We start from the raw sequence: 20,950 nt of genomic DNA, 5'->3' as shown, positions 1-20,950 counted from the left end.
CGGGCGGGCGCCTCGGCAAGGCCCCCGGAGACCGCTACTCCAGGAACTCCAGGAAGGCGTCCATCGCGCGCGGGCCGTAGACCGTCGCGGGGCCACCGCGCATGAGGATGGCCACCCCGAGCGCCTCGGCCACCTCGTCGGCGGTCGCGCCCGCGCGCGCCGCTCCGCGGGCGTGGCTGGCGATGCACCCGTCGCACTTCTCCGCGACCCCGATCGCAAGAGCGATGAGTTCCTTGGTCTTCGTGTCGAGCGCACCGGGGCCGAGCACCGCCTTGTGCATGGCCGAGTAGCCGGCGTAGACCTCGGGGATCCTCGAGCGAAGCTCCTTCGCCGGCGCCTGGAGGTCCTGCAGCACCTTCGTGCCGTATTCGTGGGTGGTCATGTCTCTCCTGACTGCCGTAGTGCATGGATGAGCCTTGACCAATTATCTGCCTGCGGGGGCACCTACGCCCACGGCCGGCGAGAATTCTGCCGCGGCTTCGGCGGTCAGCAAGACTGGGCCCATGACAACGCTTGCTCCCCAGATTCCCCTGACCGGCGGCACTGCGATCCCGGCGATCGGCGTCGGCACCTGGCCGCTCAACGACGACGAGGTCCGGGCCATGTGCCTGACCGCGTTCGAGCTCGGTTACCGCCTCGTCGACACCGCCGAGAACTACCGCAACGAGGCCGGCGTCGGCCAGGCGGTGCGGGAGTCGCACCTCCCACGCGAGGACCTGTTCGTCACCAGCAAGATCAACAAGAAGTGGCACGCCGACGCCGTCGCGGGCGTCCAGGGCAACCTCGAGCGGCTGCAACTCGACTACGCCGACCTGGTCCTCATCCACTGGCCCAATCCGGACCAGGACCTCTACGTCCGCGCGTGGGAGGGCCTTATCCAGGCCCGGGAGCAGGGCCTCACGAGGGCGATCGGGACGTCGAACTTCAAGCCCGAGCATCTGCAGCGGCTTATCGACGCGACGGGTGTCGCGCCGGAGGTCAACCAGATCCAGTGCAATCCGTTCACCGACCGCCTCGCCGAGCGGGCGTTCCACGAGACGCATGGGATCGTCACGGAGTCGTGGGCACCGCTGGCCGCCGGCACCGGGTTGATCGGGCATCCCAGCGTCTGGGAGGTCGCGGACGCGCACGGCGTCTCGTCCGCCCAGGCCGTCCTCGCCTGGCACATCCAGCAGGGCCTGCTGCCGATCCCGAAGTCGTCGAACCGGGAGAGGCTGGCCGAGAACTTCGCCGCTCTGAATCTCCGCCTGACCGACGACGAGGTCCGGACCCTGACCGCGCTCAAGAGCTCTGAGTACCACCTGATGGACTCGGACCACTTCGGCCACTGAACCCCCACCCGCGGGCGGAGGAGCGAGGAGCGCAGCGACGCGCCTCGACGAAAAAGTCCCTTGTCAGCCGATGTTTCTTAGGCTTCGAGGCCGCTTCGCAGCACCTCCTTCAGCGGTGGGCGACACTGGTGGGGGGGCGCCACGCGGCGCCTCAGCCAGCGGTAGGGTCGCGCAGATCCGAGGGTTCACGCAGAGCGGTGGGTGAGGGGGACCGGTCGCGGTGGGTCGGGCGTTGGGCAAGGCACGCCGCGTTTGGGCGTGCCGAGGGAGCCCATGGGCGAGGCCGGTCCCCCTCAGCCGCCGCGGGACCGGACCCAGGTCCCTGGGAAGTCACCCTCAGTTTCGACGCACGCTGCGCCGCTGCGCGGCTTGGCGTGGCTCAACCAGCGGGGGTGGCTTGGCCCGGCTCAACCCGCGGGTGGGCGAGACTCAACCCAGGTTCAGCGAGACCGCGTCAGATGCGCGACAACAGGTCCTGGACCGCCGCCCTCGCCTCCATCGCGTTCTGCCCGCTGATCTCGCGGAACGCCTCAATGATCTCCTCGGTGAGGTCGAAGTCGCGGCGGATCAGCCAGCTCTGCTGCAGCCCGTCCCACACGGCGACGAACTGGCGGGCCATCCGCACCGGGTCGCGGTCCGGATGCGCCAGACCGGCCTCCTGCCGGGCCTTCATGAGGTCCACCATCTCCGCCATGACCCGCTCGTAGTGCCGCTGGAAGAACGCGTGGGCCGGATGAGCCGGATCCTGCGCGGCCGACGCCAGCGCCACCTGCAGCCGGAGCCGCTTGTCCTCGCCCGGCGAGCGGTGGGCAAGCTCGTCGATGAGGTCGCGGAACTCGTCGGGCGGTGCCAGGGGACGCTCGGCCTCAGGCCCGGACGCCCCAGGCACCATGTACCCCTCGAAGTACTCGATGGCCGCCACCAGCAGGTGGTCGCGGGTAGGGAAGTGGTAGAGCATCGTCCGCTCGAGCATCCCCGCCTTCGCCGCGACCGCGGCAGTTGTCAGCTGCGGATGCCCCACCTCCATCACCACGTCGTAGGCGGCCTTGGCGATGGCCGCCCGCTTCTCCGCGGACTTCGCGTACGGTCCACGCTTTGCCGGGGTCGTCGACATCGCCACCTCCTCAAATCTTTCCCCTCCCCAAACCTTGAACCCTCGACCCGCCCCGAGTCAACCCTTGACCGATCTTGAACTATGCTGTTCACTACGAATTGAGATCACCGTCGACGCAGACCCCGAAGGACCCCCATGACCACCAGTCCCGCCTACCGCGACCCTGCCCTCCCCGTCGAGGAGCGCGTCGAGGATCTCCTCGGCCGCCTCACCCTGGAGGAGAAGGCCGGCCAGTTGACGCAGTACTTCTACTTCGGTCAGCTCGACACCCCGAAAGTCTCCGCCGAGGATCTGGAGGCCATGGCCACCGAGCAGCGCCAATTCCTCGACTTCCCGAGGATGGTGGACAAGGAGATCGACGCCGGCCGCGTCGGCTCCCTGCTGTTCGTCCGCAGCGCAACCCTGGCCAACCACCTGCAGCGCAAGGTCATCGCCGGCAACCGGCACGGCATCCCGGTGCTCTTCGGGTTCGACGTGATCCACGGCCTGCGCACCACGTTCCCGGTGCCGATCGCGGTCGCGGCGAGCTGGGACCCTGAGGTCGCGGAGAGGGGCCAGAAGATCGCGGCCCGCGAGGCGCGCGCCGCCGGCATCCACTGGACGTTCGCGCCCATGGTGGACATCGCCCGCGACCCCCGCTGGGGCCGCATCATCGAGGGCGCCGGCGAAGACCCCTGCCTCGGCGGGGCGATGGCGGCCGCGCAGGTGCGCGGGTTCCAGGGCGACGGCGGCGCCGAGTCCGTCATCTCGGGTCCGAAGCACTTCGCCGGCTACGGCGCCGCCCGAGGCGGCCGAGACTACGAGGACTCCGACATCTCCGACGCCGAGCTGCACAACATCTACTTCCCGCCCTTCAAGGCGGCCATCGACGCCGGCGCGAGGAACATCATGAGCGCCTACATGGACCTCAACGGCGTGCCCGCAAGCGGCAACCGCTGGCTCCTCACCGATATGCTCCGCGACGAGCTCGGCTTCGACGGCTTCGTCGTCTCCGACGCCAACGCCGTGCGCTCACTGGAGACCCAGCACTTCGCCCGCGACCTCACGGACGCCGGGGCCCGCGCCGTCTACGCCGGGCTCGACATGGAGATGGCCATGGTCGACGCCGCCTACACCCGCCTGCCACAGGCCGTGGCGGACGGGCTGGTGGACGAGGCCACCGTCGACCTGGCCGTGCGCCGCGTCCTCACCGCCAAGTTCACCGCGGGGCTGTTCGAGCAGCCCTTCGTCGACGAGGACGCATCCGCCGGCATCCTCGGGGACGTCTCGCACCGAGATGCCGCGCAGGAGGCCGCCGAGCGCACCGCCGTCCTGCTCAAGAACGACGGCGCCCTGCCGCTCGAGGCTCCGGCCTCCATCGCGGTGCTCGGCGATCTCGCCGACTCCGCCCGCGACATCCTCGGCCCCTGGATCTTCGACTTCGACGCCTCCGAGTCGGTCACCATCCTCGACGGCCTCCGCCGCCGCGCCGGGGTCGCGACCCGCGTGGAGTACGCGCCGGCCACGGCCTGCGCCACCCGCGTCTACCCCTCGATGTTCGACAGCCACGAGGCCGGCACCCTGCCTCAGACCCCCGAGGGCTTCGACGAGGACGCCGAGCTGGAGCGCGCCGTCGCGCTGGCCGCGGAGTCCGAGGTGGCCGTCGTGGTGGTGGGTCAGCCGCAGAACATGATCGGCGAGAAGGCCTCGGTCTCCACCCTCGACCTCCCCGGCCGCCAGTTCGAGCTCCTGCAGCGCGTCCACGCCACCGGCACGCCGATGGTCGTGCTCGTGATGTCCGGCCGCCCCCTTGACCTTCGATGGGCCGACGCGAACGCCGACGCCATCGTCGAGGTCTGGTACCCGGGCGTGCGCGGCGGAGACGCCATCGCGCGGGTACTGTTCGGCGACGTCTCCCCCGCCGGCCGCCTGCCCTTCACCTGGCCGCGGCACGTGGGCCAGGTGCCGATGGTGCATTCGCACTACCGCACCTTCCAGCCGGAGGACGCGGACAAGCGGTACTGGGACGAGGAGAGCACCCCGCTCTACCCCTTCGGGTACGGCCTCTCGTACGCGACGGTGGAGTACTCGGACCTGCGGGCGCCGTCGATCGTCGCCGTCGGGGAGACGGCCACCGTCTCGGTCACGCTCACCAACACCTCCGAGGTGGACTCCGACGAGGTGGCGCAGTTCTACATCCACCAGCGCTACGGCACCTCCACCCGGCCGGTGCGCGAGCTCAAGGGCTTCCAGCGCGTGCACCTGCCCGCGGGCGCGACGGTGGACGTCGAGTTCGCGCTCGGGCCGGACCAGCTGCGCTACTGGAGCGCCGCCACCCGCACCTGGGTCCAGGACGCGACCGTGATCGACGTCTTCGTCGGCGGCAGCTCCGCCTGCGACCTGACCACCACCCTGGAGATCACCGCCTGATCGGCCTGAACCGTCTGCAACTTTCTACCCAGAGAGCGGCATCTGTGTATATGCACAGATGCCGCTCTCTACGTAGGAAGTTGCAGCGTGTGACGGGTGGCCTACCCCCGCGACACCGTCGCGGCGTCCTTCACCTCGCCGATCAGGCGTTCGACGACGTCCTCCAGCATGGCCGCGCCTACCGTCTCCTCGCCCTCGGTGACGAGCGCGAAGTGCGTGCCGCCGGCCTGCATCGCCGCGAGCGTAGCCTCCAAAGTGGCGTCCTTGGCGATGGTGGCCAGCGGGCGGATGACCCGCTCGTCCAGCGCCGAGCCCATCTCCGCGTCCGTCAGCCCCAGGAAGTCCTTGAGGTGGACGTACCCGTCGATCTGGCCATCGGCCTCCGCGACGGGGAACCTCGAGTAGCCGGTGCGGACGAAGGCCGCCTCCACGTCCGCCGGGGTGGAGCTTCGGCGCACTGTCGCCAGCTGGTCCAGCGGCACCATGACCGCCTCGACGGCATCCGTGCCGATGCTGACCGCACCGCTGAGCAGCCGGTGCTCGCGATCCTCGAGCAGCCCCTCCTCGCGCGACTCCGCGATGAACGCCGCCACCTCGTCGGCCGTGAACGCCGAGGTGACCTCCTCCTTCGGCGCCACCTTCAGCAGGCGAAGCACCGCATTGGCGATCCAGTTGAGCAGCCAGATCAGCGGCCGCAGCACGAAGACGATGCCGAAGAGGATGGGTCCGAGGATCATCGCCGAGCGCTCCGGGCCGGAGATGGCGATGTTCTTCGGCACCATCTCGCCCAGCACCATGTGGAGGAACACGACGATGGCCAAAGCGATGATGAACGCCACGGTGTGCAGCGCGGTGCCGCTGATGCCGATCGCGGCCAGCGGGATCTCCAGCAGATGTGCGACGGCGGGCTCGCCGATGGCGCCCAGGCCCAACGAGCACATGGTGATGCCCAGCTGTGCGCCGGCCATCATGAGGGAGACCCGCTCCATGGCCCGCAACGTGATCCGCGCGGACCACGAGCCCGCAGCCGCCCGCGGCTCGATCTGGGAGCGGCGAGCCGCGATGAGCGCGAACTCCGCGCCGACGAAGAACGCATTGCCGATGAGCAGCGCGACGGCGATGAGAATGGCGGTGGAATCAAGCATCGGGCTCACCCTCCTCGACGCCGGCGAGATCTTCGATGGTCAGCACGAGCCTGTCGACGCGCCAGCCGTCGAGCCGCGTGACGTGCAGCCGGGCGACGGCTGGAGAAGGGAGCCCGTCGTCGTCGGTTCTGGACTCGTCTCGAACATGCAGCAGCACCTCGTCGCCCACCCGTGCAAAGCGGCCGAGCTGCTCGGTGATCAGGCCGCCGAGGGTGTCGGATTCGCGTCCCTCCGGCAGTTCGATGTGCAGGGTCTCGCCGGCCTCGTCCGGCCGGAGCAGACCGGACAAGGACCAGCGCCTCTCACCGAGCTGACGGTGGGCGCGGGTGGGGCGGTCCTGCTCGTCGTCGATCTCGCCGACGATCTCCTCCACCACGTCCTCCAACGTCACGATGCCGTCGGTGCCGCCGTACTCGTCGACGACCACCGCCATCTGCACGCCTAGGCGCAGGACGTCGAGCACCGAACCGAGCGGCATCGTCGACGGCACTGCGCGGATGGGCCGGATGAGGTCCTCGACGGACCTGCTCGCGCGCTCTGCCGCCGGGATGGCGAGGGCGTCCTTGAAGTGGACAACGCCGCGCACCTCGTCGACGCTCTCACCGATGACCGGGAACCGGGCGTGACCCGTGGCGCGGACCGCGTCCAGGACATCGACCGCGGTCTCGTCGAGCTCGAGGAACCGGACGCGGGGTCGCGGCGTCATGGCGTCGGACGCGGTGCGCTCGTCGAGCGCCACGGAGTGCTCGAGCCGGCGGGCGAGGTCCTCGCCCAACATGCCCTGCTGCGCGGAGCGCGCCGCCAGCGACCCCAACTCCTGCGCGGACCTCGCGGAGGCGAGCTCCTCCTGAGGCTCCATGCCCATCGCGCGCACGATGCCGTTGGCGGCGCCGTTGAGGAACCAGAGCAGCGGCCCGCTCACCCAGGTGAAGCCCCGCTGGAACCCGACCACCGCACGCCCCACCTTGAGCGGCTCGGCAATAGCCCAGTTCTTGGGCACCAGCTCGCCGAACACCATCTGCACCATGGTGGCGATCAGGAAGGCTGCGGTGAAGGCCACCACGGAGGCGGTCTCCGCGGGCAGGCCCGCAGCACGGACCGGGACCTCGAGCAGCGCCGCGATCGAAGGCTCCGCGATGAAGCCGACCACCAGGGAGGTGATGGTGATGCCCAGCTGAGCGCCGGAGAGTTGCGTCGACATGGTGCGAAGCGCCTCGCGCAGCGACGTCGCCTTCGGGTCCGTCTCGGCGAGCCGCGCGACGGTGGGGCGGTCAACCGTCACCAGTGCGAACTCCGCGGCCACGAACATGGCGTTCGCGGCGATCAGCACAACCACGGCAAGGAGTAGTAGCCACTCGGCGATCATCGTCCCCTCACCCCCGTCGGGGGGTTCGGCGACTTCTGGGCGGCCCCTGAGGGCAAAGGACTATGGCCTTCTCTCACGCGTCGATAGTACGTGACCCTCGGTGGAGGAACGCTCGCCCGGGACACGCACCGCCGTCCACGCCCCACGCGCCCACCCCAGGCCGACCAGCGCCACACCCACCAACACCGCCGCCACACCCGGCAACCCCAGCTGGGCCCCCAGTAGCCCCGCGAGCGGATAGGTGACGAGGAAGCACGCGTGCGAGAGCGAGAACTGAGCGGCGAACACCGCGGGGCAGGTCTGCTCCGTCGAGTTCCTACGCAGGAGCCGCGACGACGGCGTGAGCACTGCTGAAGTCGCGGCCCCGATCACGAACCAGAGCCCGAGCAGCAGCGGCCAGGCGAGGCCGCCGTCGACCCAGGCGAGCACCACGGCAGCCGCCCCCAGCCCCACGGGGAGGACCGACGCACCCACCAGCATCACCCGACGATCTGGCAGCCGGTCGAGGAGCCGCGGCACGGCCAACGCCACGACCATCGATCCGGCGCCGTACGCAGCCAGCATGACGGCCAGGTCACCCTGTTCCCGCCCGAGGTGCATGCGCACGATCACCACGGTGTTGACGATCACCATCGCCGTGGTGGCCGCGACGACGAGGTTGATCCCCAGCAGGCCGCGGAGTTCCCGGTTGGCCCAGAAGTGCCGGGTCCCGCTGGTGAGGCGATCCAGGAACGGCGCCGGGGCAGGCGGCCGGACGCTCGGCACCCGGGCGAACGCAACCAGGATCGCCGAGCCGATGAAGCCCACAACGGTGCCGACGAAGAGATCCTGGTACCCCACCACCGCGAGCAGGGCTGCAGCGATCATGGGGCTGACGAGGGCCTCCATGTCGTAGGCCAGCCGCGACAGCGACAGCGCCAGCGTGTACTCCCGCTCCGCGGGCAGCACCGTCGGTATGAGGGCCTGGAAGGCTGGCGTGAACGTGGCCGACGCCGACTGAAGCAGGAAGATCAGCGCGTAGATCTGCCACGCCTCGCTGACGAACGGCAGGCACAGCGCGACGCCGGCGCGGACGAGATCGGCCGTGATCAGGAGGGGCTTGCGCGGCACCCGGGCGACGACGGCGGACATCACCGGGGCGACGGCCACGTAGGCCACCATCTTGATGGTCATCGCAAGCCCCATCACCGCGCCGGCACTGCCGGGCGAGACGTCGAACGCCAGCAACCCCAGGGCCACGGTGAGCAGACCGGTGCCGAGAAGCGCGATCACCTGGGCGGAGAACAGGTTCCGGTACGTGCGGTTGCGGAGAACGCTGAGCATGTTCGGACCCCCTCAGTCGACCGGGCCGGCTGCGTCCGGTGCAGCGGCCGCCGCCGAACGGTCCCCCCGCAAGGCGGCCTCGCTGTGGTGGAGCGGCATCTGCCCAGCTGCGGCGACGGAGTGCTCGGCCTGCTTGACCGCCTCCAGGATGACGCGGAGCGCATGTTCGTCGGAGAGTTTGTAGAGCACCCGCGTGCCGTCCTGCCTTGTGGTGACCATGCGCGCCATCCGCAGGCGCGCCAGGTGCTGCGAGACCCCGGACGGATTCTTGCCCACGGCCTCGGCCATCTCGCCGACAGACAGCTCTGTGGCGGCGTCGAGCTCGAGGATGAGCCTGATCCGCGTGGGGTCCGACAGCAGCCCGAGCACCTCGGCGGCGAGGTCGACGAACTCCGAGGGGACGTCGCGAGTCTTCTTATCCGCATGCATACGCAGATTCTAATACATTCCGCCTCAGGAGTCCCGCCCCCGAAGCGGCGGGCACCACCTCCCGGGGTCGACTCGAGAGCCGGCAGACAGATCCGCCGTCGACGGAGCTACAGCAGCTGCAGCGTCGTCAGGCAGGTGGGTCCTTCGGAGTCGGAGGAGAAGCGACTCTCCGCGCGCTGGCCGTCCTTCGTCACGACGACGGTGCCTTCGACGTCCTTCGGGATCCAGAAGCCCACGAACCCGTTGGCGTACGTCGTGGCATCCTCGTCGACCAGGACCTCGCCGTCGTCGGTGGTGATGGTCACGTGCACGTCCTCGTCGGCAAGCTCCCCGCGACACGTGCCGAGGTTGTGGAAGTAGCACTCGTGCGTGGTGGTCTCGTACGGCGCCATGGAGAGGTAGAACCCGTCACCGTCCAGCGGCATCGCGGCCTCTGTGGTGCCGTCGCTGAGCAGCACCTCGTCGTAGCGGACGGATGCGGCCAGCGGCAGCGGGCGTGGCGCGTCGAGCTGGTCGAGCGCCTCCACCACCTCGCGGCCGCTCTTCCCCTCCAGGCCTTGGGCGGCGAGAAGCGGGGCCGCATCCCCAGCTGCGACGCTCGCCACCGTCGACGACGGGCGCGGAGACTCGGCGGCCTCGGGCACGGAACACGCCGAGAGGGTGACCGCGGCGAGCGGGACGACCACGAGGGCAATCGGGCGGAAGGGGCGCATGGTGTCTCCTGAGATGGTGTGTGATTTCTGTCAAGTTCGTCCGCCGCGGCTCAAGATCCGCGCCGCCACGGTCGAGGACGGGGCAAGGTTGCGTCAGGAACGGCCGCTCACACGTAGCGCATCGACGTCATCATGCCAACTTCCGCGTGGTAGATGTTGTGACAGTGCAGCATCCACTCCCCGGGGTTGTCGGTGAGTAGGTCCGCCTCGATCGTCTGCATGGGGGCCACCAGCACCGTGTCCTTCCGCAGCCCGCCGCTGGCCGGCAGCCCCCACGTGTGGCCGTGGATGTGCATGGGGTGGGCCATCATCGTCATGTTGGTCATCGTCATCCGCACCCGGCGGCCGGCGGACACCTCGAACGGCTCGTGGTCGCCGAACTTGCGCCCGTTGATGCCCCATCCGTACGGGTCCATCTGGCCGTTGAGCTCCACGTCGAAGGCGGTGTCGACGTCGCCGTCCGCCAGCCGCGCCCCCTCCGCCGCACGCAACTGTGTGCCCAGCAGGGCGTCGCCGTCCAGCTCGGGCACCGGCGTGCCGGCGGTGGGCGCGGTCCCGGCCGCGGTGCGCACGACGGCGAGCGCCAGCCCGCGCTTCCCCTCCGGCCTGGCCACCAGCGGGAATGCGCCATCACCCAGGGTGACGAGGGCGTCGTATCGCTCCCCCATCGCCAGAAAGAGCGCCCTGGTCTCGCGTGGCTCGACGGCGTAGCCGTCGGAGTGCGTCACGGTCATCGTGTGGCCGCCGAGCGCCAGCCTGAAGATGGTGTCGGAGCCGGCGTTGATGATCCGCAGCCGGATCCGCTGCCCAGGCTTGCCGTCGAACGTCACGGGCGCGTCGGGAATGCGCCCGTTGATGAGGTAATGCGGGTACTCGATGTCGCCCGCGTCGCCGAGCGGGGACCCGGCGCCGGGCATGCCTCCCATGTCGTGGCCCCCCATCCCCATCCCCCTGGACACCGAGCCGTTCTCCGCGGCCAACTCCTCGACGATGTCGTCTGGGTTGCGGCCCACACCGTCGGTCCAGTCGTCCAGGACGATCACCCACTCGTCGTCGTAGGCACCAGGCTCGGCCGGGTCGTCGATGATGAGCGGCGCATACAGCGCGCGGTCCAACTGCACGCCGGAGTGCGGGTGGAAGAAGTAGGTGCCGGGGTCGGGCGCCACGAATTCGTACCGGAACTCCGCCCCGGGCTCGATGGGGTCCTGTGACACGCCGGGGACCCCGTCGGCCGCGTGGTGGAGCCGGATCCCATGCCAGTGCACGCTGGTGGAGGCGGGCAGTTCATTGGCGACGGCGACACGGAACAGGTCACCGGCCGTGCCTCGCAGGACCCTCGGGCCGGCGTCGTCGTACCCCCAGGTGTTGGCGGTGACGCCGCCGAGGTCGAGCGTGAGCGGTCGCGGGCGAAGCGCCGCCTCGACAGTGGCGCGCCCTGGCGCAGGCGTGAGCGCAGGAGTCGGGTAGACCGGGGGGGTGCCGCCGTGGCTGGACGGCGCGCCGGGCGGCGGTCCGGTGCACGCGGAAAGCAGCCCCGCGCCGGCGATGCCGGCTCCGCCGAGCAGGATGTGTCGTCGAGTCAGTGCGCTCATGACTCCAGCCTGCCCCGGGAAATCGCGGCAACCCAGGGCGCGACCATGAAGAAACGGTCAAGATCGGGTCACCGAGCCTTGATTAATACCCCCCGGGGGTATATAACGGGGTCATGGAGCCACACCAGGATCGCCACGCCTCACACGACCCGCACGCCGGCCACGCCGACCGCGGCGGGGTGGTGGTCGACGAGAAGCACATCGGTCACGCCACCCATGGGCCGGCAATGCCCCAGGGTCACGCGCACTCCGCCGTCGACGACCAGCAGGTCCACTCACAGGGCGAGCACGCCGGGCATTCGACGGCGATGTTCAAGAACCGCTTCTGGGTGTCCCTGGCTCTGACCATCCCGGTGGTGATCTTCAGCCCGATGGTGGCGCACCTGCTCGGGTACCACCTGCCCGAATTCCCAGGGTCCACGTGGATCCCACCCGTCCTCGGCACAATGATCTTCGCCTACGGCGGTGCCCCGTTCCTCAAGGGCGGATGGCGCGAGCTGAAGTCGCGGCAGCCGGGAATGATGCTGCTCATCTCGCTGGCCATCACCGTCGCGTTCGGGGCCTCCTGGGTGACGACGCTTGGCATCGGCGGCTTCGAGCTCGACTTCTGGTGGGAGCTGGCGCTGCTGGTGACCATCATGTTGCTCGGCCACTGGATGGAGATGCGGGCGCTCGGGGCTGCGTCGTCGGCGCTTGATGCATTGGCGGAACTGCTGCCCAACGAGGCGGAGCGGGTGACGGACGACGGGACGGTCGTCATTCCGATCGCAGACTTGGCGGTCGACGACGTGGCACTCGTCCGGGCGGGCGCCCGGGTGCCGGCGGACGGCACCATCGTCGACGGCGCGGCGGAGTTCGACGAGTCGATGATCACCGGTGAGTCGCAGCCGGTGGCGCGTGCTGAGGGCCAGCGCGTCGTCGCAGGCACCGTCGCCACGGACAACACGGTGCGGGTACGGGTCGACGCCACCGGCGACGACACCGCGCTGGCCGGAATCCAGCGGATGGTGGCAGACGCGCAACAGTCGTCGTCGCGCGCGCAGGCCCTGGCAGACCGGGCCGCGGCGCTGCTGTTCTGGTTCGCGCTGGGCGCGGGCATCCTCACAGCGATCGCCTGGACGCTACTGGGCCGCCCCGACGAGGCCGTGGTGCGGACCGTCACCGTCCTGGTGATCGCCTGCCCCCACGCGCTCGGGCTGGCGATTCCCCTTGTCATCGCGATCTCCACCGAACGTGCCGCCAAGAGCGGCGTGTTGATCAAGGACCGGATGGCGCTGGAGCGGATGCGCACTATCGACGTGGTGCTGTTCGACAAGACCGGCACGCTGACCGAGGGCTCCCACGCGGTGACGGGGGTCGCGGCGGCTCCCGGGACCTCGGAGGCGGAGCTGCTCTCGTTCGCCGCGGCGGCTGAGGCCGACAGCGAACACCCCGTCGCGCGGGCGATCGTCGCCGCCGCGGCCGGGCACTCCAGGGCCTCGGGCATGCGACGGCGCGGAACCGACTTCTCCGCCGCCACCGGCCGCGGGGTGCGGGCCACCGTCGACGGCGCGTTGATCCAGGTGGGCGGGCCGACCCTGCTGCGCGAGCTCGGGCTGGAGACGCCGTCGGCTCTCACGGAACAGACGGAATCGTGGTCGGGGCGGGGGGCCGGCGTGCTTCACGTGATCCGCGACGGCGAGGTCATCGGCGCGGTCGCTGTCGAGGACAAGGTGCGCGCGGAGTCGAAGGCGGCGGTCAAGGCGCTGCAGGATCGCGGCGTGCGGGTGGCGATGGTCACCGGCGACGCTCGGCAGGTGGCCGACGCCGTCGGCGCCGAGCTGGGCATCGACGAGGTCTTCGCCGAGGTGCTGCCTCAGGACAAGGACACCAAGGTGACGGAGCTGCAGGGTCGCGGGCTGACTGTGGCGATGGTGGGCGACGGCGTCAACGACGCCCCCGCCCTGGCGCGCGCCGAGGTGGGGATCGCCATCGGCGCGGGCACGGACGTCGCGATGGAGTCTGCCGGCGTGGTGCTGGCGGGCAACGACCCGAGGGCGGTGCTGTCGATGATCGACCTGTCTCGGGCCAGCTACCGCAAGATGATCCAGAACCTGGTCTGGGCTGCGGGGTACAACGTGGTCGCGGTGCCGCTGGCCGCCGGTGTGTTGGCGCCCGTCGGCGTCGTGCTGTCCCCCGCTGCGGGGGCGGTGCTGATGTCGCTGTCCACGATCATCGTGGCGCTCAACGCGCAGCTTCTGCGCCGGCTGGACCTCGACCCCGACCGCATCACCCGGGGCGCTGGTTAGCCCGCGCTCTACGGCGGTGGATCTGGCGGCGTAGTCGCGACCAGATCCACCGCCGTAGGTGTTCGTGCGTCAGGCGAGGCGGAGGGCCCGCCCCTCCCGGACCACGGGGATCGGGTCCAGGATCTCGCCCTGGAACACTCCGCCCACCTTGTCCGAGAACCCGACGATCACCCAGTCCTCAGGCGACCTCTCGATTAGCCGGGCCGCGTAGAGGCTCGGGTGGTCGAGGGTGCCGGCCGCTTCGAGGTCCCACGATCCCAGGAGGGACTCCCCCGGCGCGAACCACATCCCACCGGTGGCCTGGCCGCGACGGCGGTCGTCCTCGAGGTCGGTCCAGCAGCAGAAGACGAGGAACGGCATGCCGTCGACGACGACCACCTGCGGCACCTCCATCTGCCCCCAGCCAGCAGGCGCCGACAAGGGGGGACGCACCTCCCACGAGTCAAGGTCCGCGCTCACCGCGTGCCCGATCACGGACCGCGTGGCAGCCTCACCCGAGGCGGCCCGGGCGGTGAGCAGCATGTGCCAGAGCCCGTCGTCGCCCCGGAGCACCCACGGGTCACGCCAGGCCTCGTCGAACCAGTCACCGGACGAGAGCTTCTCGTACCAGCGAGGGTCCGCCTCGCAGACCGGCTGGTCGAACCGTCGGCGCCACGTGATGAGGTCGTCTGATTCGGCGACCCCCACCCGTTGCACCTTCCAGTCCTCCGCCCGCGACACCCCGGTGTAGAACAGCCTCCAGGTCCCGTCGTCTGCTTGCACGACGGAGCCGGTCCAGGTGGAGCCGTCGTCCCAGGCGGGCTCGTCGGCGGTCACCAACGCGTCGGGCAGCACCTCCCACGTCACCAGATCAGAGGACCGGGCGTGACCGATCGAGGCCCGACGATGCCGCCGTTCCGGGTCGATCAACGCCCGCGACGCCCGCAGGAAGAACAGGTGGTGCTCCCCGTCGTCGCCGCGGACGGGCCAGCTGTCCCACACCCAATGGTCGGCAAGTCTCAGCACTGGATCACCCCTTCACGCCGCTGGAGGCGATCGAACTGACGAACGCCCTCTGGAACACCAGGAACACCAGCAGCACCGGCAGCGTGATCAGCGACGTGTACGCCATCACCTCGCCCCAGGCGGTGTTGAGCTGGAAGAAGTACTGCATGCCCACCATGACGGGCCGCAGCGACTCCTGTTGCACCACCATCAACGGCCACAGGTACGAGTTCCACGCCGGGAGGAAGGTGAGGATCGCGACGGTGGCGAACGCCGGGCCGGACAGCGGCACGATGATGCGCCAGTAGATCCCGAACCAGCCTGCGCCGTCGATGCGGGCCGCCTCGTCGATGGAGACGGGGATGGTGGAGAAGTACTGCGTGAACAGGAAGATGGAGAACGCATTGGCGATGAACGGGACGATCATCACCTCGTAGGTGTTGAGCCAGCCGAAGTCGTACTTGAGCAGCCCGCCTTCCCACACCAGCGTCGGCAGCTTGCTGACCCAGTAGACCATCGGCACCGCGATGGTCTCGAACGGCACGATGAGCGTGGCGATGACGACCGTCAGCACCAGCTTGCGGCCCTTCCACTCCATCCGCGACAACGCGAACCCCGCCAGCGAGTTGACCACCAGGCCGAGCCCGACGATGAGCACGGTCACGATGATCGAGTTGAGGAGGAACTGCCAGAACGGCACGCGGTCGAACACGTCGGAGTAGTTGTTGAACGAGATGTCCCCGACGGGGAGGAACGCGCGGATGTTGTCGACGTCGGCGAGGATCTGGGCATCGGGCTTCAGGCTGGAGACGAACATGAAGATCAGCGGGAACATGAAGATCACCGCGAGGATCACCATGGGGATGTAGATCAGGATCTTGCGGCGGCGCTTCTCGGCCGCCAATCCAACGGTCTTGGCCATGTCAGTCCTTGTCTCGGGTCAGGAAGCGCTGGATCATCGCGATGATCAGCACCAGGACGAAGAAGATCAGCGAGATCGCGGCGCCGTAGCCGGTCTGCTGCTCACGGTAGCCGCGGCGGACCGCGTGGAAGACGAGCGTGGTGGTGGAGTCGACGGGGCCGCCCTGCGTCATCACGTCGATCTGGACGAACAGGCCCAGCGCGGCGATGGTGATGGTGACCAGGATGAAGATCATCGTGGGCCGGAGTCCGGGCCAGGTCACGTTCTTGAACTGCTGCCAGCCGTCGGCGCCGTCCATGCGGGCAGCCTCGTACAGCTCCTCAGGGATGGTCTGGAGGCCGGAGAGCCAGATGATCATGTGAAAGCCGACCGCCTGCCAGATCGACAGCACGATGATGGCCGGCAGAGCGGTGGTCGGCTCGTTCAGCCAGGCGATGTTCTCCCACGCCCCGAAGGTGAGCATGTCGATGAACGAGTTGATGATGCCGTCGGGCTGGTACATGAACCGCCACAGGATGGACACCACGACGATCGACGTCACCACCGGGATGAAGAACACGATCCGGAAGAACGTGGTGCCGCGAAGCTTCTGGTTGACCAGCACCGCAAGCACCAGCCCCAGACCCGCCTGCACCGGAACGACCACGATGGCGAACAGGAACGTGTTGATCAGGGACCGGATGAAGGTGGGGTCGGCTGTGAAGGCGCGGACGAAGTTGTCCAGGCCCACGAAGCGGGGCGGGTTGGGCGAGATGAGGCGGGCGTTGGTGAACGACAAGCCGAACGCGAGCCCCACGGGGATGATCAGGAACATGAGCAGCAGCAGAGCTGCCGGTGCGATCATCGCGTAGGCGGCGCCGTGGCCCTGGCGCTTGGGCTTGCGCTTGACGGGCGTTTCGGCTTGAGTTTCGGCGGCCGGGACGGCGGCCGCGGGCGCGACCGACTGAGGAGTGGTCATATCAGGTCCTCCAGTTGATGGAAGGCCGGGGCCCGGAGGCCCCGGCCGGAGTGCATCAGAAGCCGTAGCCGTCGTTGTTGGCGATGTCGGCGTCGATGTCCTTGACCGCCTGATCCAGCGTGGTCTGGACGTCGGCGCCGTTCATGATGTCCATGGCGGCCGTGGTGAAGGTGGTGGAGATGACCGCGTAGGCCGGGGTCTCCGGGCGCAGCACCGCGAACTGGGTGAGCTCGGTGAACGGCCGCAGCACGCCCTCCTCGCCGAAGTACTCGCTGAGCGCGGTGCCTTCCTCGGTGGCCGGAATGACGATCTGCTTGTCGGCGAACGCCGCCACGTACTCGGGCGCGAACGAGAACTCGAGGTAGGCGCGGGCGCCGTCGAGGGCCGCACCGGAGCACTCGGAGGAGATGCCCCACTGCCACGAGCCGCCGCCGATCTTCGGGCCCTGGCCGAGATCCGGCGGGGGCAGGATCACGAGGTCGTCGCCGACGGCCTCGATAGAGCCGAGCGCGTTCCACACGCCGGTGTAGCTGAGGCCCACCTCGTCGCGGTTGAACTCCTCGTTGCCGATGGTGCCGGTATTCGAGGCGAGGCCCTGTTCGAACAGGCCCTGGAACCACTCGCCCCAGGCCACGGCCTCGGGGCCGTTGAGGGCGCCGTCTGCGGAGAGGAAGGTGGAGCGATCGATCAGGTCACCACCGAAACTCTGCAGCATCGGCGAGTACGCGTAGGGCCACCACTCGCCGGCATCCTCGGCGCCGATGTCGAGCGGGGTCTCGTAGCCGGCGGCCTTGAGCGTGGTGAGCGCGGAGTCGAACTCCTCCTGGGTCCAGGGCTGATCGACGGTGGCCACGCGGATGCCGTTGGCCTCGAGCACCGACTTTCGGGCGAAGATGGCCAGCGCGGCGTCCCAGTAGCCGGCGGAGTAGACCTCGTCCTCCCACATGCCGACGGCGGTGGGCAGCAGGGAGTCGGTGATCTCAGACGAGATCCCCAGCGGCTGGATGTAGCCGGCCCATGCCCAGTTGGGGACGATGGGGCCGTCCATGTCGAGGAGGCAGGGCAGGTCGCCGGAGGTTGCGGCTGCCACGATGGCGTCGTTGTAGGCGCCCTGCGGGAACGATTCCGAGACCACCTCGTAGTCGTCCTGGGACTCGTTGAAGTCCGCCATGATCTGGTTGTAGACCTCGAGCTCGGCAGGGTTGCCGGCCGAGTGGGTCCACAGCGTGACCTGCGTGGGTCCGTCGCCTTCACCCTCGGGGGTCTGGCCCGCCTGCCCGCAGGCGGAGAGTGCGAGGGCGGAGACGATGGCCATGGCCGCGAGTGCTCGTCCTGTGCGCTTCATTGCTGGTCCTTCCAAGTGCTGACCGCCTGCGTTGGCGGTGCGGTTCCTGAGGTTCCCTAAATCGAATTAGGTGTCTACACTATGCGTAGAGAACGAGCCCTCTGTCAACCCCCAGCGTTCGACCGTGACCATTCTGTGACATTTCACCCCCGCAGACTGTTTGGACCCACGGGCGAACTAAACCGAATTAGGATCGATCCGAGTGATGAGCGTGACCACAGCAGTTCACAGCACCTACCACCTGCGCCCGGCCACTGGCGGCTGGCTCAACGACCCCAACGGCATGACCAAGGTGGGCGACGTCTGGCACGTCTTCTACCAGCACAACCCGGCCGGCCCCTGGCACGAGGCGATTGCGTGGGGCCACGCCACCTCCCGCGACCTCGCCACCTGGCAGCACCACGCGATAGCCTTCTCCCCCACCCCGGGCGGGCCGGACGAGTTCGGCTGCTGGTCGGGCTGCTTCGTCCCGGGAGGGGACCGCCCGACGGTGGCCTACTCCGCCATCGCGGACGCGTCGCACCGCAGCACGATCTGCCTGCGTTACGGCTCCGACGATCTGCTCACCTGGGGTGACCCCGTCGTCGTCGCAGAAACCCCTGATGCCGACGGCATAGCCGTCATGCGCGACCCCTTCGTCTTCGAGGTCGACGGCCGACGCTGGGCGCTTCTCGGCGCCGGCCTGCGCGACGGCTCCCCCGCGGTGCTGCTGTTCAACCGCGACGACGAGACGGCCTGGACCTACGAGGGCCTGTTCGCCACGCCGTCGGATCCGGCGTGCGCCGCAGCTGATCCCGCCGACATCTGGGAGTGCCCCCAGCTGGTGCGGGTGGACGGCCGCTGGGTGCTGATCCTCTCGCTGCAGCATCGCGGGGTGCTCGGCCGGGTGGTGGCCGTCGTGGGCGACGTCGCTCTGGTCGACGGCCGCCCGCGGTTCGCCGGCGACCATCTGAACGTCCTCGACGACGGCCACGACTTCTACGCGCCACAGGTCACCGAGGCGGACGGGCAGCCCCTGCTGCTGGGCTGGATCCGCCAGATGGACCAGGAGCCCGCGGTGATCGACCACGCCGGGTGCATGACCCTGCCCCGGCGGCTCCACCTCCACGGAGACCTGGTCTCCAGCTCAGTGGATCCGGCGGCCGCGGAGGCCCTCGCGGGCGGGCCGCGGCGCCCCCTCGTCTCGGGCCACGCCACCATGGGGGGGTGGCAGGCACGCCTGAGCTTCGACGGCGACGGCGCCACCCTGACCCACGACGAGTTCGGGCGGGTTGCAGTCCACTCGGGCGCCGACGTGTGGGTGGACGGTCCGGTCCTGGAGGTCTATCCCCGTGACGGCGTGCCGGCCGTATGGCGCAGCGATTCGCCCTGGCGGCTGGACGCGCCGGAGGGCGTCACGGTCGCGGTGTGCGAGGTGGCGCCGTCGACTCCCTGAGAATCAGTTCGCAGGGCACGGCTCGCCGGGGGTGCTCCACCGGCTCGCCCGCTGCGGCGGCGATGGCCATGGCAACCGCCTCCGCCCCCATGCGCGCATGCGGGAGCGCGATCGTCGTCAAGGGCGGCACTGTGCATTCGGCCATCTGCTCCTGATCGTCGAAGCCGACGAGCGACAGGTCCTCCGGCACCGCGATCCCCAGGCGGGCCGCCGCGAGCATCGCGCCGACTGCAACCCGGTCGGTGATGGCGAAGAGTGCCGTCGGGCGCTCGCCGGCGGGACGATCGAGGACCTTCATCGCCGCGTGGTAGCCGCTGTCGATCTGCCAGCCGGCCTCCACGTACGATGCGTCGACGCCCCGACGCCGAGCTGCGGCCAGGAAGGCCTCCCGACGGATGGGGCCCGAGATGTTGCCGGCGTCCTCCTTGACCAGGGGGTCCCAATGGCCGCTCAGCATGACGACGCGCTGGTGACCGAGATCCGCCAGGTGCTCGAGTGCCTGGGTGGCACCGTAGGCGTCGTCGGGGTAGACGCTCAGCTCGTCGTCGCGCTCGCTGGTGCAGTTGGCCAGGACAAGGGGGAGATGGGCGCGCGGGGGGCGGTTCAGGACCTGGAAGCCCATGCTGGCGTAGATGAGGGCATCCACCTGGCGACGTTCCAGCTCCTTGATGGCCCGGGTCTCCGCATCCTCCCCCGCGTGGAGGTCCATGACCAGCAGCACGTGCCCGAGCGCGATTGCCTGGTCGCTGGCCCCCGCCAGCAGGCGGCCGGCGAACGGGGAGCCGACGGCGTCGGTGAACAGGCCCACGGAGTGAGTGGTGTTGCTGCGCAGGGACCGGGCGACATGGTGGGGCTCGTAGCCCAGGCGCTCTGCCGTCTCGAGGATGCGCTTCGTGGTCTCAGGCGAGATGTTCCCGCCGTCGCGACCGTTGAGCACGAAGGACACCGCCGTCGGCGACACTCCCGCCGCCGCGGCCACGTCGGCGGCGCGGACCCGGCGACGAGGCTGGCTGACCATGCCTGCCATTGGGCCACCTTGGCGGCCGCGGTGTCAAGCGCGGGCGCCCTCCATCGGCGGCACACTGAACGCGGCAGGGCCCCGCGTCCGCTGGGGTCAGGCCGAGGCCACGCGATCCAGAGCCGCCTTGAGGGCGTTGCGCACCTCGTCGGCGATCGCCTCCATCTCCGGGTTGCCGGTGAGGGCGACCATGGTCTCCGGGTCGATCGTCTCCACGACCGTGACCCCCGCGCTGTGCCGAACCACCACGTTGCACGGGAGCAGCAGGCCCAGCGACGGCTCCACCTGGAGTCCGCGGTGCGCGAAGCGGGGGTTGCAGGCGCCGAGGATGATCTGGTCGTCGATGTCGACGTCGATCTTGCTCTTCAGCGTCTTCTTCAAGTCGATTTCGGTGAGGATCCCGAAGCCGCTCTCGGCGAGCGACTCCTTGATCTGGGCCAGGGCCACGTCGAAGGGGCGTTCCAGGTCGATGCGCAGTGCGTAGTTCATGGGTAAACCTCCTGAGTGCATCATGCCGCCCACCGGGGCAGCGCGAAGGAAGTTGCCGAGACTGCCCTCGCCCCACCTGTCTCGTCGAC

At 69.4% G+C, this 20,950-nt stretch carries 18 protein-coding genes; 4 read left to right on the top strand and 14 right to left on the bottom strand.

The window, feature by feature from the left end:
• Positions 1 to 34: 34 nt before the first annotated feature.
• Entirely contained in the window at positions 35 to 382 is a 348-nt protein-coding gene (locus tag ACX1D0_RS15065) for a carboxymuconolactone decarboxylase family protein (protein ID WP_459018811.1), read from the bottom strand.
• Positions 383 to 503: 121 nt separating this feature from the next.
• Here ACX1D0_RS15065 and ACX1D0_RS15060 point away from each other — a divergent pair, with 121 nt between their 5' ends.
• Positions 504 to 1,331 (top strand): aldo/keto reductase, encoded by an 828-nt coding sequence (locus ACX1D0_RS15060; RefSeq protein ID WP_459018810.1) that lies wholly within the window; start codon positions 504 to 506, stop codon positions 1,329 to 1,331.
• Between the two features lie 454 nt (positions 1,332 to 1,785).
• Here the strand turns inward: ACX1D0_RS15060 and ACX1D0_RS15055 are convergent, their stop codons facing one another.
• A complete protein-coding gene (locus ACX1D0_RS15055; RefSeq protein WP_459018809.1) occupies positions 1,786 to 2,445 on the bottom strand; it encodes a TetR/AcrR family transcriptional regulator in 660 nt (219 codons plus the stop codon).
• A gap of 135 nt (positions 2,446 to 2,580) precedes the next feature.
• On the opposite strand from ACX1D0_RS15055, the gene ACX1D0_RS15050 reads away from it, so the two are divergent.
• Positions 2,581 to 4,854, top strand: a complete 2,274-nt coding sequence (locus tag ACX1D0_RS15050; RefSeq protein ID WP_459018808.1) for a glycoside hydrolase family 3 N-terminal domain-containing protein — start codon at positions 2,581 to 2,583, stop codon at positions 4,852 to 4,854.
• 101 nt (positions 4,855 to 4,955) lie between these two features.
• Here the strand turns inward: ACX1D0_RS15050 and ACX1D0_RS15045 are convergent, their stop codons facing one another.
• The 6 genes from ACX1D0_RS15045 to ACX1D0_RS15020 all read right to left on the bottom strand — a co-directional run bounded on the left by ACX1D0_RS15045 (position 4,956) and on the right by ACX1D0_RS15020 (position 11,422).
• On the bottom strand, positions 4,956 to 5,999 hold the full coding sequence (locus ACX1D0_RS15045; RefSeq protein ID WP_459018807.1) for a hemolysin family protein: 1,044 nt from the start codon (positions 5,997 to 5,999) through the stop codon (positions 4,956 to 4,958).
• On the bottom strand, positions 5,992 to 7,365 hold the full coding sequence (locus ACX1D0_RS15040; RefSeq protein ID WP_459018806.1) for a hemolysin family protein: 1,374 nt from the start codon (positions 7,363 to 7,365) through the stop codon (positions 5,992 to 5,994). Before ACX1D0_RS15040 ends, ACX1D0_RS15045 begins: the two co-directional genes overlap by 8 nt.
• A gap of 60 nt (positions 7,366 to 7,425) precedes the next feature.
• Positions 7,426 to 8,688, bottom strand: coding sequence for an MFS transporter (locus ACX1D0_RS15035; RefSeq protein ID WP_459018805.1), 1,263 nt, complete (start codon positions 8,686 to 8,688; stop codon positions 7,426 to 7,428).
• A 12-nt stretch (positions 8,689 to 8,700) separates the two neighbouring features.
• Positions 8,701 to 9,117 (bottom strand): ArsR/SmtB family transcription factor, encoded by a 417-nt coding sequence (locus tag ACX1D0_RS15030; RefSeq protein WP_459018804.1) that lies wholly within the window; start codon positions 9,115 to 9,117, stop codon positions 8,701 to 8,703.
• 107 nt (positions 9,118 to 9,224) lie between these two features.
• Positions 9,225 to 9,830 carry a CueP family metal-binding protein gene (locus tag ACX1D0_RS15025; protein ID WP_459018803.1) on the bottom strand — a complete coding sequence of 202 codons (606 nt, stop codon included), beginning with the start codon at positions 9,828 to 9,830 and terminating at the stop codon, positions 9,225 to 9,227.
• Between the two features lie 107 nt (positions 9,831 to 9,937).
• A complete protein-coding gene (locus ACX1D0_RS15020) occupies positions 9,938 to 11,422 on the bottom strand; it encodes a multicopper oxidase family protein (protein ID WP_459018802.1) in 1,485 nt (494 codons plus the stop codon).
• 113 nt (positions 11,423 to 11,535) lie between these two features.
• On the opposite strand from ACX1D0_RS15020, the gene ACX1D0_RS15015 reads away from it, so the two are divergent.
• The gene (locus tag ACX1D0_RS15015) at positions 11,536 to 13,710 is read left to right on the top strand and encodes a heavy metal translocating P-type ATPase (RefSeq protein ID WP_459018801.1); all 2,175 of its coding nucleotides are present in this window, start codon (positions 11,536 to 11,538) and stop codon (positions 13,708 to 13,710) included.
• A 69-nt stretch (positions 13,711 to 13,779) separates the two neighbouring features.
• On the opposite strand, the gene ACX1D0_RS15010 is transcribed toward ACX1D0_RS15015, so the two are convergent.
• Genes ACX1D0_RS15010 through ACX1D0_RS14995 form a run of 4 tightly spaced genes read right to left on the bottom strand, consistent with a single transcriptional unit; the run spans position 13,780 to position 17,919 of the window.
• Positions 13,780 to 14,715, bottom strand: a complete 936-nt coding sequence (locus ACX1D0_RS15010) for a glycoside hydrolase family 68 protein (RefSeq protein ID WP_459018800.1) — start codon at positions 14,713 to 14,715, stop codon at positions 13,780 to 13,782.
• 4 nt (positions 14,716 to 14,719) lie between these two features.
• Positions 14,720 to 15,616, bottom strand: coding sequence for a carbohydrate ABC transporter permease (locus ACX1D0_RS15005; RefSeq protein WP_459018799.1), 897 nt, complete (start codon positions 15,614 to 15,616; stop codon positions 14,720 to 14,722).
• Position 15,617: 1 nt separating this feature from the next.
• Positions 15,618 to 16,574: a carbohydrate ABC transporter permease gene (locus ACX1D0_RS15000; protein ID WP_459018798.1), complete on the bottom strand. Its 957-nt coding sequence runs from the start codon at positions 16,572 to 16,574 to the stop codon at positions 15,618 to 15,620.
• 55 nt (positions 16,575 to 16,629) lie between these two features.
• Positions 16,630 to 17,919: a sugar ABC transporter substrate-binding protein gene (locus ACX1D0_RS14995; protein WP_459018797.1), complete on the bottom strand. Its 1,290-nt coding sequence runs from the start codon at positions 17,917 to 17,919 to the stop codon at positions 16,630 to 16,632.
• Positions 17,920 to 18,124: 205 nt separating this feature from the next.
• On the opposite strand from ACX1D0_RS14995, the gene ACX1D0_RS14990 reads away from it, so the two are divergent.
• Positions 18,125 to 19,354 carry a glycoside hydrolase family 32 protein gene (locus ACX1D0_RS14990; RefSeq protein ID WP_459018796.1) on the top strand — a complete coding sequence of 410 codons (1,230 nt, stop codon included), beginning with the start codon at positions 18,125 to 18,127 and terminating at the stop codon, positions 19,352 to 19,354.
• Here ACX1D0_RS14990 and ACX1D0_RS14985 read toward each other — a convergent pair.
• Positions 19,314 to 20,381, bottom strand: coding sequence for a LacI family DNA-binding transcriptional regulator (locus ACX1D0_RS14985; RefSeq protein ID WP_459018795.1), 1,068 nt, complete (start codon positions 20,379 to 20,381; stop codon positions 19,314 to 19,316). The two genes, ACX1D0_RS14990 and ACX1D0_RS14985, sit on opposite strands and share 41 nt — an antisense overlap.
• An 87-nt stretch (positions 20,382 to 20,468) precedes the next feature.
• A complete protein-coding gene (locus tag ACX1D0_RS14980; protein WP_459018794.1) occupies positions 20,469 to 20,861 on the bottom strand; it encodes a DUF302 domain-containing protein in 393 nt (130 codons plus the stop codon).
• Positions 20,862 to 20,950: the final 89 nt, after the last annotated feature.

It is taken from the genome of Tessaracoccus pujii, from assembly GCF_054483895.1.
The sequence above is the reverse complement of the archived record's forward strand: the minus strand, read 5'-3'. Positions and strand labels throughout refer to the sequence as shown.